At 60.4% G+C, this 12,962-nt stretch carries 9 protein-coding genes and 1 pseudogene; 8 read left to right on the plus strand and 2 right to left on the minus strand.

The genetic code is table 11. The features are described 5' to 3' along the window. Positions 1-27: 27 nt before the first annotated feature. The 3 genes and pseudogenes from BG841_RS12005 to BG841_RS12015 all read left to right on the plus strand — a co-directional run bounded on the left by BG841_RS12005 (position 28) and on the right by BG841_RS12015 (position 7,283). A pseudogene (locus BG841_RS12005) lies at positions 28-4,957 on the plus strand (NAD-glutamate dehydrogenase). A gap of 97 nt (positions 4,958-5,054) precedes the next feature. Further along, positions 5,055-6,113 carry a methyltransferase gene (locus BG841_RS12010; protein ID WP_070057877.1) on the plus strand — a complete coding sequence of 353 codons (1,059 nt, stop codon included), beginning with the start codon at positions 5,055-5,057 and terminating at the stop codon, positions 6,111-6,113. A 24-nt stretch (positions 6,114-6,137) separates the two neighbouring features. Then, positions 6,138-7,283, plus strand: a complete 1,146-nt coding sequence (locus tag BG841_RS12015; protein ID WP_198929187.1) for a class I SAM-dependent methyltransferase — start codon at positions 6,138-6,140, stop codon at positions 7,281-7,283. Here the strand turns inward: BG841_RS12015 and BG841_RS12020 are convergent. Continuing rightward, positions 7,262-7,876, minus strand: a complete 615-nt coding sequence (locus BG841_RS12020) for a riboflavin synthase (RefSeq protein ID WP_070057878.1) — start codon at positions 7,874-7,876, stop codon at positions 7,262-7,264. The genes BG841_RS12015 and BG841_RS12020 overlap by 22 nt on opposite strands. Before the next feature lie 146 nt (positions 7,877-8,022). Here BG841_RS12020 and BG841_RS12025 point away from each other — a divergent pair, with 146 nt between their 5' ends. The 5 genes from BG841_RS12025 to BG841_RS12045 all read left to right on the plus strand — a co-directional run bounded on the left by BG841_RS12025 (position 8,023) and on the right by BG841_RS12045 (position 12,193). Next, positions 8,023-8,862 (plus strand): hypothetical protein, encoded by an 840-nt coding sequence (locus BG841_RS12025; RefSeq protein ID WP_070057879.1) that lies wholly within the window; start codon positions 8,023-8,025, stop codon positions 8,860-8,862. A 60-nt stretch (positions 8,863-8,922) separates the two neighbouring features. Continuing rightward, a complete protein-coding gene (locus BG841_RS12030) occupies positions 8,923-9,591 on the plus strand; it encodes a TetR/AcrR family transcriptional regulator (RefSeq protein WP_070057880.1) in 669 nt (222 codons plus the stop codon). An 80-nt stretch (positions 9,592-9,671) separates the two neighbouring features. After that, positions 9,672-10,154: a L,D-transpeptidase gene (locus BG841_RS12035; protein ID WP_070058811.1), complete on the plus strand. Its 483-nt coding sequence runs from the start codon at positions 9,672-9,674 to the stop codon at positions 10,152-10,154. Between the two features lie 10 nt (positions 10,155-10,164). Next, on the plus strand, positions 10,165-11,385 hold the full coding sequence (locus BG841_RS12040; RefSeq protein ID WP_070057881.1) for a mechanosensitive ion channel family protein: 1,221 nt from the start codon (positions 10,165-10,167) through the stop codon (positions 11,383-11,385). A gap of 25 nt (positions 11,386-11,410) precedes the next feature. Further along, on the plus strand, positions 11,411-12,193 hold the full coding sequence (locus BG841_RS12045) for an S-methyl-5'-thioinosine phosphorylase (RefSeq protein WP_070057882.1): 783 nt from the start codon (positions 11,411-11,413) through the stop codon (positions 12,191-12,193). Between the two features lie 11 nt (positions 12,194-12,204). Here BG841_RS12045 and BG841_RS12050 read toward each other — a convergent pair whose 3' ends face one another. Continuing rightward, positions 12,205-12,930 (minus strand): CsiV family protein, encoded by a 726-nt coding sequence (locus BG841_RS12050; RefSeq protein ID WP_158007611.1) that lies wholly within the window; start codon positions 12,928-12,930, stop codon positions 12,205-12,207. Positions 12,931-12,962: the final 32 nt, after the last annotated feature.

The raw sequence follows: 12,962 nt of genomic DNA on the forward strand, positions 1-12,962 counted from the left end.
TCCTTTCACACTATTCAGAGGTTGACTATGAATGTGCGCACGGTGGCCAGCAAAGATCAGTTTTTTGAGCAGCTGAGGACGGCGGTCGAGCAAAAAATCGAAGCGAAGGAAGCAAAACGGATCAATGATTTTGCCGTTCGGCTGCTCGATCATGTGCCCTTGGACGAACTCTTGACCAGGCACTTTTCGGACACCTACGGGGCGGTTCTGGCTGCCTGGCAGTTTCTGCAAAAACGCCAGCCGGATGAAGCGCCGGTGGCGGTGTTCAATCCGGACCTGGAAAGCGACGGCTGGCAGTCACCTCACACCATTATCTTTATCCTGCACCCCAATATTCCCTTTCTGATTGATTCGCTGCGCATTGCCATCAATCAACGGGAAGTGCGTACCCATTCCATCAATCACTGCATCGTACAGGCAGACCGGGACCGGACCGGCCAGCTCAAGAAACTGCGCGGCGGCAAGCTCAAGAGTTCCAAGCCTGATTACGAGGCCTTCATTGTACTGGAAATCGACCGTCACAGTGATCCGCAGGATCGGAAAGTTCTTGAAGAGGAGCTGAGCCGGGTACTCCACGAAGTGCGCATTGCGGTGGAAGACTTCCCGCTGGTGAAGGACAAGGTGGCTGGCATGCTGGAGGAGCTGAACACCACCGTGGCCAAGATCAGCGATGAGGACCGGAGCGAAGCTCAGGCTTTTCTCGAATGGCTGGTCAGTGACCACTTTACGTTTCTGGGGTACGACGAATACGATTTTCTGACCTCCCCGGACGACACGGTCGTGCGCCGGGTGGCCAAATCCGAGCTGGGCATTTTACGGGTGAACAACGAACGACCCGCCAAGGTATTGCTGAATGAACTGCCCCAGCGCACCCGTTATGAAATGACCCGCACCGACAATATCTTCATTTTTGCCAAATCGTCCCAGCGCTCCCGGGTGCACCGGCCCGCCTACCCGGACTATATCGCCGTGAAAAAGTTCAATGACCAGGGCGAGGTGGTCGGCGAACGGCGCCTGCTCGGACTGTACACCTCGCGGGCGTACAACGAACGGTTGACCGACATACCACTGCTGCGGCGCAAGTTTGAAGCGGTCATGGAGCAGTCCGGCTTCCTGCGCGACGATTATTCGGGTAAGGAGCTTGAGCAGATTCTTAATGTGTACCCCCGCGACGATCTGTTTCAGATCGGTGAGCAGGAACTGCTGGCCAATGCATTGGACATTCTGCATATCCAGGAACGGCGCCGCATGAAGCTGTTCATGCGGGAGGATGTCTACGGCCAGTTTGTGACCTGCCTCGCGTACTTCCCCAGGGATATCTACACCACGGAGCTGCGGCTGCGTGTCGAGCAAATGCTGCTTGAGCGCCTTGAGGCGGAAGACATCGAGTTCGTAACCCACTTTTCCGAATCCGTACTGGCACGGGTGCAGTTCACGATCCGGGTGCGTCAGGTCGAGCACCGTGAACTGCCGGTGGACGAACTGCAGGAACGCATGATCGGACTCGCCCAGTCCTGGTTTGACGGCCTCGCTGAATCGCTCAATGAAGCCTACGGAGAAGAATACGGGAACGAGCTGTACCGGCTCTACCGGCAGGGTTTCCCGGCGGGTTACCAGGAAATGTTTTCACCCCGCCGTGCCGCCATTGACCTGGAACACATTGCCGAAGCTACGGAACGCAACCAATTGGCCATGAGTTTTTATCGCGCTCTGGAAGAGAGTGAAAACACGCTCCATTTCAAGCTGTTCCATCCAGATGAACCGCTGCCCCTGTCCGACATCATGCCGATCTTCGACAATCTCGGCTTCCGGGTCCTGGGGGAGCACCCGTTCGAGGTCAATAACCGTAACGGTCAGCGGGTGTGGATCCACGATTTCTCGCTGCATGCGGGCAGCGGGGTGGTGGTGGATCTGCATCGCATCAAACCCATCTTCGAAGACCTGTTCCGACGGGTGTGGTACAGCGAAGCCGAAAACGACAGTTTTAACCGGTTGCTGTTGTCTGCCTATATGGATTGGCGCCAGATCGCGCTGCTGCGGGCTTACGCCCGGTACATGCGGCAAATTCGTTTTTCCAACAGCCAGACGTTTATCTCCAACACACTGGTAAACCACGTGGAGTTGGCGCGGCTGTTGCTCAGGTTTTTCGATGTTCGTTTTAATCCGGACCGCTACCCGGACCATGACAATCGCCGCGCCGCCGAACAAAAGCTGGAAGCCGGGTTCCACACCGCTCTGGAAAGTGTCGCGAACCTCAGTGAAGACCGGGTGCTGCGGCTGTATCTGGAGCTGATGCGGTCGACGTTACGCACCAACTGCTATCAGACCGATGCCGAGGGCGCAAATAAAAGCTACATCAGCATCAAGTTTGACCCGGCGGGTATCCCGGACATGCCGCTGCCCGCGCCGATGTTTGAAATTTATGTCTACTCACCGAGGGTGGAGGGCGTGCACCTGCGCGGCGGCCGTGTGGCCCGGGGCGGCTTGCGCTGGTCGGACCGTTACGAGGACTACCGTACCGAGATTCTGGGGCTGGTGAAGGCGCAGCAAGTCAAAAATGCGGTCATTGTACCGGTGGGTGCCAAAGGAGGGTTTGTTGCCAAGCAATTGCCGGACCCATCGGACCGTGAAGCCTGGCAGCAGGAGGGTGTGGCGGCCTATAAAACCTTTATTCGTGGTTTGCTGGACATCACCGACAATCTGACCGACGCCGGCATACAGCCGCCGGAGCAGGTGGTACGTCATGATGGCGACGACCACTACCTGGTCGTCGCGGCGGATAAAGGAACGGCCACATTTTCCGACATCGCCAACGGCTTGGCGGCGGAGTACGGTTTCTGGATGGGTGATGCGTTTGCCTCGGGCGGCAGCAATGGCTACGACCACAAAAAAAGTGGGTATCACCGCCAGAGGCGCCTGGGTGTCGGTGGAACGCCACTTCCGGGAATTGGGGCTCAACCCGGCGGAAGATGAGTTTACGGTGGTCGGTGTGGGGGATATGGGCGGCGACGTGTTTGGCAACGGTTTGTTGCGCTCCGCCAACGCCAGGCTGGTCGCGGCCTTCAATCACCAGCATATTTTCATTGACCCCAACCCTGATCCGGCGCAAAGCTACGCGGAACGGCAGCGCTTGTTCGAACTGCCCCGGTCGGCCTGGTCCGACTACGACACCAAACTGATTTCCAAGGGGGGCGGGGTGTTCAGCCGTTCGTCCAAATCCATCACCCTCACCCCCGAAATGAAAACGCTGTTGCAGCTCAAGGCAGATCGGGTGCCGCCCAATACGCTCATATCTGCCATCCTCAAAGCCAAGGTAGACCTGTTGTGGTTTGGCGGCATTGGCACCTACATCAAAGCCACCCATGAAAGCCACAACGATGTCGGTGACAAGGCCAACGACGCTTTGCGGGTAAACGGCAGTGACGTGCGCAGCCGCGTCATCGGTGAAGGCGGCAACCTGGGAATGACCCAGCTGGGCCGGATCGAATACGCTCTGGCAGGCGGACGACTGAACACCGATTTCATTGATAATTCCGGTGGGGTTGACTGCTCTGACCACGAAGTCAACATCAAAATCCTGCTCAATAATGCCGTGGCCAGTGGCGATTTGACGCAGAAACAGCGCAATTTGTTGCTGGAAGACATGACCGCCGAGGTGGCCGCTCTGGTGTTGCGCAACAACTATCGCCAGACCCAGGCCTTGAGCGTAGCCAAGGCGGAGGCGGCTGAATCAACGGAAGAATATCGTCGTCTGATGATCAGTCTCGAGGCACAGGAGAAACTCAACCGGCCGCTGGAGTATCTGCCTGATGATGAGACCCTGTCGGAGCGCAAACTGGATAAAAAAGGCCTGACCCGCCCCGAGCTGGCCATTCTGATGGCCTATGTAAAAGCGGATCTGAAACAAACCTTCATTGAAAGTGATCTGCCCGACGAGCCCATGCTGGCGGCCGAACTGTTCAAAGGGTTCCCCACGGTGCTGACCAAAAAGTTCAGTAAAGAGCTGGGCAATCACCAGTTGCGTCGCGAAATTATTGCCACCCAGGTTGCCAATGACATGGTGAATCACATGGGCATCACTTTTGTGGACCGGCTGGTCCAGTCGACGGGCGCGACCTCTGCGGCGGTGGCGATAGCCTGGATTGTGGCCCGCGATATCTTTCAGCTGGATCTGTGGTGGCGAAAAATCGAGGCGCTTGACTTCAAAGTGCCCGCCGATGTGCAGATGTCGTTGATGAACGATTTCAAGCGTCTGATCCGTCGCTCGGTACGGTGGCTGATCCGCAACCGGCGGGGCGAGCTTGACGTTCAGGGGTGTCTGGACCGTTTTGCGGGCAGCATTCTTGAGGTCTCCGCGGACTTGCCGGATTATCTCGAAGGCGATGCCCGGAAAGACTGGCAGAAGCAAAATGACGTGCTGGTCAAACTGGGGCTGCCGGAGGATCTGGCGGCCGTTGCGGCGGGCACCACCCACCTGTACTCGGCGCTGGGCATCATCGAGGCCCATCAGACCACCGGCATGCCGTTGAAGAACGTCGCCAACCTCTACTACAGTTTGGCGGATCGGCTGGAACTGGACTGGTTTGCCGACGCCATTACCAAACTGGCGCCCAGTTCCCACTGGCAGGCGCTGGCGCGGGAAAGCTTCAAGGAAGATCTGGACTGGCAGCAGAGCGCGCTGACCACCGCGGTGCTGAACCGGGCGGGTCAAGTGGAAAACATCGACGCCTGTGTGGCTCGCTGGCTTGCGGATTTCCAGCCCATGATTGAGCGCTGGCGGGTCATGCTGACCGAACTGAAAGGGGTGCGTGAACCGGAGTACCCCATGTTTTCGGTGGCCCTGCGGGAGTTGACGGATCTGGCCCAGAGTGCCTTGCGCGCCTCGTCGGAGCAGGGCAGTTGTGCACCGTCGGCGGAAGACGTACCCCTGGTGGGGACGGTCGCTGGAGGCAACTGAGCGGTTGTAACCCGGACCGGTAACGGCACCGCGAGACTCTGGGGCAGAATCCCGTTAAAGTAGCCCGATTAATTTGACTGACGGGATATTGCCATTGATGACCGCGATACCAAACTCCCACGCCGCCTTGCTGAAAAACCAGGCGCAGCTGCAGGGCCGTGTGGCACTGATCGGCGTCACCGCTGCGGCGGTGTTGCCCCGGCTGAGCCCCGGCGGGCTGGTATTCACTGACCATTTCGGATGCTTCCGCGAGATTGAGCAACTGGCGCAACAGCCCGCCGCCAGCCAGTGGACGCCGGTCTTCGGGTATCTGGAACCCGCGGCCGCACTGGGTACGCTGGATACCGTGGCGGTGTTCATGCCCAAAGCGAAAGCTGAGCTGGCCTTGCGTCTGGCGCTGGCGGCCTCGTTGCTGGCCGCTGGTGGCAAGGTGCTGGTGATCGGGGAGAAGAAAGAGGGCATCGCGAGCGCCTCCCGGGTGTTGGCAACGATTGCACCGACGCCCCTCAAGGTGGACAGCGCCCGACATTGTCAGGTCTGGGCCGGCTACCCGGCCCAGACCGGCCGCGCGCTGGAAGTGAGCGACTGGCTCAGTTGGCACACCGTTAGTGTTGCCGGCCTCGACATCCGCGTGGCGGGACTGCCCGGCATCTTCAGTGATGGCCGGCTGGATGAAGGCACCGGCCACCTGCTCGATACCCTCGCGTCGCATCCGGTCAAAGGGCCGGTGCTTGATTTTGCCTGTGGCGCGGGCGTGGTTGGCGCCTGGCTGGAAAGTCGCGCCCGACAAACCAGCGAGCACGGCCTTGTGGTAGACGGCATCGACGTACAGGCCCAGGCGGTCACCTGTGCCCGCAAAAGCTACCAGCAAGCCCAGGCCCAGGGGACCATCATTGCGGGCGACGGGCTGGCAGAACTGCAGGGCTGCTACCGCACCATCGTCACCAACCCACCGTTTCACGCCGGCGTGCGCACCGACACCTCGATGACCACCCGGTTCTTGCAGCAGGCAAAGCGTCACCTGTTACCGGGGGGCGAACTGCGGCTGGTGGCCAACACCTTCTTGCCGTACCAGAATGCCATCGCCACCCACATCGGCCCCGTCGACGTCCTGTTTCAGGACAAACGGTTTACTGTATACCGTGCCAGACGCTGACAGACGGGGGAGGATCCGAGGAAGATGACGGTGGAACCAGAGATGTTGCCGACCGCGGCCGGCAAACTGGCCTTGCGACGCCCCGGCAGTCAGGGGCGCAGTCTGCGGGCCTGGGATGCGGCGGATGAATTGCTGATCGAGAGCGCCCAGGCGTACGCAGCACCGGAGCACAGGGTGCTGATTGTGGATGATAATTTTGGGGCCCTGACGCTGGCCCTGGAGCCGCTGAAGCCGGATGTGCTTGCCGACAGCGCCACTCTGGTTGCTGCGCTGCGGAGCAACGCAACCGACAACGGTCGCGCCGCCCCGGTGCCCGGCAACTGGGCCACCGTCGGTGCCGGCCGCTACGATTTGATTGTTCTGCGCATCCCCCGTCAGCTGGGTTATCTGGAGTACCTCCTGCGCTGGGCCAACAGCGCATTGCGACCGGGCGGGCAGGTGCTCGCCGGGGGCATGATCAAACACCTGCCGGATCGCTGTGCGGCGACGTTCGAGCGCCTGGTAGTGACCCGGCAGGTTTTGCCTGCCCGTAAAAAAGCCCGGGTGGTAGTGTGCGCGGCGGGGGAAGCCACGCTGGCCGGGTGGCAGGGGGAATGGCAGGGCTACAAGCTGGCGGCTCTGCCGGACCCGATCACCGCCTTGCCGGCGGTGTTTTCCCGTGACCGGCTGGACCGGGGCACCGCTTTGTTTCTTCCCCAGGTACAGCGTCTGGTGGCACACCTGCCACCAGAGGCACGGGTGCTGGATCTGGCGTGCGGTAATGGGGTGGTCGGTGTTTCAGTGCTGGCGCAGCGGCCGGATGTGGCCGTCACTTTCACGGACGTATCGAGTCAGGCGGTGTTGAGTGCCCGGCACAATGTGCAGACCTTCAACCCTGCATTGGCGGCTCGGTTTCATCACAGCGACGGAGTGCCTGCGGATGCCGGGCTGTTCGATCTGATCCTGCTCAACCCGCCCTTCCATGAAGGCGGCACCGTGGGAGATCACATAGCGCTGCGCCTGTTCCGGGAGGCGAGTCATCATCTGGGGCCCGCGGGCCGTCTGTTGGTGGTCGGTAATCGCCATCTGGGCTATCACAAGACCCTGAAACGCTACTTCCCCCGGGTTACCCAGTGCGCCGCTGATCCGAAATTTGTGGTGTTCGAGGCTCAACCGGCCGGCCGGGTGTAGCCCAGTCGGTCGAGGGTGTCGACAATGGTCTGAGTCTGGCTGTCCACTTCAATATTGACCCGGTCGCCGACGACGAGGTCTGCGAAGGTGGTGGCCCGCAGGGTTTCCGGAATCAGGTGAACGTTGAACCCGGTATCGCTCACTGTACCCACGGTGAGACTGGCGCCATTGATGGCTATGAATCCTTTCGGAAAAATGTAGCGCAACCACTGTTCCGGCAGTTCAAACGTCAGGGTGCAGTTGTTTTCGGGCCGCTCGATGCCGACAACTCGGGCGGTCGTATGGATATGGCCGGACAACATATGGCCGCCAATCTCATCGCCGAACCGCGCCGCCCGTTCGAAATTGACCTTGTGGCCCGATTTGAGTTCGCCGAGCGTGGTCAGATCCAGGGTTTCCTGCATGGCATCAAACAGCAGACAGCTGCCCTCCTGACGGGTGACCGTCATGCAGGCGCCGTCAATGGCAACGGAGGCACCGATCTGCACCCGATGGAGGTGCTTATCGGGAAACTCGATTCGCAGGGTGCTGAGGCCGGTCAGGCTTACCACCTCGTCGATGCGGGCAATACCTTGCACAATACCGGTAAACATAGGGTCTCCACAGTCGGGTTGTTTGGCGCAAGCATAACGGGCGGCAGGGGTGGGTGCCAAGAGGGGAAGAGTGAAACCGTCCGGTGCGTTCAAGATGCACCGCCGTTGGTCGATAACCGGTATACAGAGGTGGCAGGTACGTGGGCATGGTAGAACGGAATGACAAGCCGGACGCGAGGCAGGGGCCCCAGATGGGGCCGACGTTGAACCCCGGGCGTCCCGCAGACAAACCTGCAGGGGCCAGCGCCGGGGAGGAACCGGTGACGATTGAAGCGCAAACAGCAGCAATTCCGGACGATCTGGCCGATCGCGAAGACACCCCGGATGCCGTCGCCTCCGACGCCGACATGGCGCGGCTCCGTCAACGCAAATGGCGCCTGATGATGCGGCAGTGCGACCGGGTGGTGCTGCTGGATTTCCAATTGTTGGCCATGCCCGAGTGGCCGGACAATTACGCCCTGGCCTTGGCACGCAAAAAACGGGACTTCTGGCTGCTCGGGGCGTGCCTCTCGGCGGCCGTGTTTCTGAGTGGGTTGACTGGCAGTGTGCCGGCCTGGCTAGCCGGGGGCGGCTTTGGCGCTTTTGCGGTGATTGTGTTGTTGGGGGTACCCCTGGTCCGGACCCTGTATACGGATCGCCCGTCCTATCTGGACCTGCTGGCGCGGCGCCGGCAGCTGCTGCGGGATGCCCGCAAGCACATCGCGCATCTGGAGGGCGAGGTGGGGCTTGCGTGGCAATGCGCCCGGATGAGCGAGTTCAATCCGGCCTTGAAGTCTCCGCGGTTTCGCGAACTGGTTGAACTCTCGGCGCGCCACGCCTTAAGTGGCGCGCTTACCCGGCGGGAGCATGTACGGTTGTACCTGGTGTTTATGCTTGAGGCGGAAAAAGCGTATGATCGGTTACAACAAGCGTTCTTTGACGCCAATCAGGCCGCCATCGATCAGGGCTGGTCGGAGGTTGTCACCAAGACCTCGGGAAATTCTTGACAACCCAAAGCGTCAAACGTATGTTTTAAACGAACGTTTGTTGGTGGCATGGGTTTGAGTATGGCGCAATCTGATACCGTTGATCGCATTCTGGACGCAGCGGAGGAGTTGTTCGCTGAGCGGGGCTTCGCAGAGACATCGCTGCGGATGATCACCGGCAAGGCGAAAGTCAATCTGGCCGCGGTTAATTATCACTTCGGTTCCAAAAACGCGCTCATACAGGCGGTCTTTGCCCGCTTTCTGACGCCGTTTGCCGCGACCCTGGATGGTGCGTTTGACGACTTGCAGCAGCAATGTGCCGGCCAGCCACCGGCTCTGGATCAGATTCTCTGGGCGCTGATTGAAAGTGCGGTGCGCATGCCCCAACGAAACGAAGAGGGCATGTCGATTTTCATGCGTCTGCTGGGTCTGGCGTACACCCAGTCGCAAGGCCACCTGCGCAAGTACCTGGAGCAAGAGTACAGTCACTCCTTCGGCCGGTTCATGGCCTTTTTGAAGGAGGCTACCCCCGAATTATCTGCGGTCGAGCGTTACTGGCGTATCCAGTTCATGCTGGGTGCCACTGCCTTCACCATGTCCAGCAGCGATGCCCTGCGGGATATCCTGTATAACAAGCTGGAAGTCGAAACCACCATCCAGGAAATCGCCGCCCGGCTGGTGCCGTTTCTGGCCGCCGGCATGCAGGCCGAGCCAGCCGTACTCCCGTCTTCCAAAACCTCTGTTGCCTGAAGGACGCCTGATCAGCTACCCTCACTGACTAAATTCCGCGACCAGACAGTGAGTAATTTGTGGTAACCCCCCGGGCCGAGATGGCCACCGACCTGGAAATAGACCTCGCCGGTCAGCTTTTGCGGGCGAACTTCGGTTCGCCCGGGCTCAGCCGGTCCTACCCGGTATCGACGGCCTTGAACGGAGCCGGCGAGCGCGCTGACAGCGGCTGTACCCCCCGGGGCCGGCATTACATCCGCGCTGCCATCGGCGCAGGCCTGCCCGCCAATACGGTATTCGTCGGACGCCGGCCAACCGGTGAACTCTACACCCCGCAGCTGGCGGCGCAGTTTCCCGGCCGGGACTGGATACTGAGCCGTATTTTGTGGTTGTGCGGCCTCGAAAGTGGCCGCAACCGCGGCGCGGGGGTGGACAGTTTCCGGCGTTTTATCTACATCCACGGTACGCCGGATTCCGAGCCTATGGGGGTGCCACGCTCCCATGGCTGTGTGCGCATGAGAAACGCAGATCTCATCGAGTTGTTCGGCCTGATTGCGCCGGGGACACGGGTTCTAATCAAGTGAGAGAGTAACAATGGGTGACGATGTATCGGGAATGCTGGTCCGCTGGATAAACGGCTGGAGCATGCTGAATGAAGGCTGGCGGGTGACCGTCGCCATTTTTATCCTGGTGGCGGCGACCGCGATCGTTGCCTTTGTGGTCAGCCGTATCATTCTGATGGTGGAGCGCCGCTGTGAAGCCACCGACAACTTCTGGGATGATGCACTGCTGCATGCCGTGCGCAAACCCGCCATTGCGTTTGTTTGGTTGCAGGGGGTCTACTGGGCTGCAGAAGCGGCGCATAGCTACTCTGAAGCCGAGATTTTTACCGCCAATGAGTACCTGCTGAAACTGGGCTTCATCGGGTTGCTGGTGTGGACCTTGCTGGGGGTCATCAAGGAAGCGGAAGAGACCCTGGCGTCGCCCGCCAAGATGCGCCGTCCGGTGGATAAAACCACCATTTCGGCGGTCAGCAAGCTGACTCGTGCGGTGGTCATTATCACGGCGGTGTTGATCGTGATGCAGTCACTGGGATACAGCATTTCCGGGGTGCTGGCGTTCGGCGGAGTCGGGGGCATTGCGGTGGGGTTCGCCGCCAAGGACCTGCTGGCGAACTTCTTCGGCGGGTTCATCATATATTTCGACCGTCCGTTCAAAGTCGGGGACTGGATACGCTCCCCCGATCGCAGCATCGAAGGCACGGTTGAAAAGATCGGCTGGCGCCTGACCACCATCCGCACGTTCGACAAGCGCCCGCTGTATGTGCCCAATGCTGCCTTTACCACCATTGCGGTGGAAAATCCGTCGCGGATGACCAACCGGCGGATCTATGAAGTGTTTGGTATCCGCTACGCCGACGTCCGGCAGATGGACGCCATAGTGGCGGATATCCGCACCATGCTGGAAGAGCACGACGAGATAGATACGGACCAGACCTTGATGGTCAATTTTCTGGCCTTTGGTGACTCCACCCTCGATATCATGGTGTATACCTTCACCAAGACCACCCAGTGGGTAAAGTTTCACGGGATAAAGCAGGATGTGCTGTTGAAAATCAGCGATATCATCCAGAGTTACGACGCGGAGATTGCCTTCCCGACACGCACCTTGCATCTGGCCGACGAGGTCAGGGTGGCCGGGCCGGCGGCGCAAACGGCGAACAACGGCAACCACGACGGGGATAGGGGCGCCCACGACGGGGATAGGGGCGCCAAGGAGTCGCGCCAGCGCAAGCCCGAGCAGGAGCAAATTTAACAACACCTTCCATGGGGATGCATCAATGACATCAACACAGTCGCAAACTGGCCTGGTTGGTATTCTCGGCGGCACCGGACTGACCGAGTTACCGGGTCTGGCAATCACCGCCACGAAGGAAGTGACGACGGTCTGGGGGGCGCCCTCGGCACCGCTGGTGTTCGGGGTCCTTGATGGCGTCGCGGTGGTGTTTCTGGCGCGCCACGGTAATCCCCACTGCATCCCGCCCCACCAGGTGAATTACCGCGCCAACATCCAGGCGCTGAAAGATGCGGGGGTCATCACCCTGGTGGGGGTCAATGCGGTGGGTGGTATACATAAAGCCATGGGGCCTGCCCAGGTGGTCATTCCCGATCAGTTGATCGATTACACCTGGGGGCGTGCGGGGACGTTCTTCGAGGGAGAACTGGACGCCGTGACCCACATCGATTTCAGTTTTCCCTATGCGGAGGCGGCGCGTCAGGTGCTGCTTGAGGCGGCGGGGCAGGAACAGATTGCGGCGGTGGATTTTGGCGTGTACGCCGCCACCCAGGGGCCACGCCTGGAGACGGCGGCGGAAATCGCGCGCCTGGAACGGGACGGCTGTCATCTGGTGGGCATGACCGGGATGCCGGAAGCCGCACTGGCGGCGGAGGCCGGGCTGAATTACGCGTGCCTGGCTTTGGTGGTGAACTGGGCGGCCGGCAAAACCGACTGCATCATTACCATGGCAGAAATCGAAGCCGCCCTCGCGGAAGGGATGGCGGATGTCACCGCCATTCTCAAAGCCTCCATCGCCGGGCTCAGTCGGCTCAAAGCGGCGCACTGAGCCCGCGCGCTTCAGTCTCCCATCTTTTTGAAAAACACCAACACACCGATGGTGGGGGAGTCCAGAAAATGGACTTCTTCACTGCGCATTCTGCGGGTTTCACGAATCCACGTCAGGAGCTGTGCACGAGGTTCTGCAACCGGGCTTCCGTCCGCCGCCAGCGCGGTGGTGATATCAGCCGGGTCACCCGAAGGGGGCGTTGTCACGGCAGTCGACGCAGTGGTAACCGGCCGCCAGTGATTGAGGGCCACATTGACATGCAGGTAGCGCTTGCGGTCGATGGTGATCTGGCCTTCCACGGCCCGGTGCGCCGCTGCGGGCAGCCAGTCGCCGATGCTGACGTGCATGGGCTGACCGCTGTAGTCCGGTGGGAACGACTGGTACCAGGCCGCGCTCATCAATACCCGGTAACGGCCGCTGTTTTCCAGCCTGGTGGCCGCTGAGTGCAGATGCATCTGCGATCGGGGGGCCAGGTTGACACTGGAGACGCGGCTTCCATTGGCGTCTTCCACCCACAACTGCTCGGGCAGACCGGTTGCCGGTGCCGGCGCCCGTGACGCCATTTGCTCGATCACGCTGTCCGGGCTGACCTTGCGTTCGATCACCACTATCTCGGCCCGGTAGGTGTCGGCTGCAGGCTGGGCCGCAGCCGGGGACAGGGTGGCGGTCATGGCCAGCAGGGTTGCAGAAACGCCGAGCCAGTGCCGCAATAACAGCATCCGTCTGATTGGTTGCAAGATAGTCTCCAGATTCATCAAGTGTTCACCCA

It is taken from the genome of Marinobacter sp. X15-166B, assembly GCF_001752365.1.
Lineage (GTDB): Bacteria > Pseudomonadota > Gammaproteobacteria > Pseudomonadales > Oleiphilaceae > Marinobacter.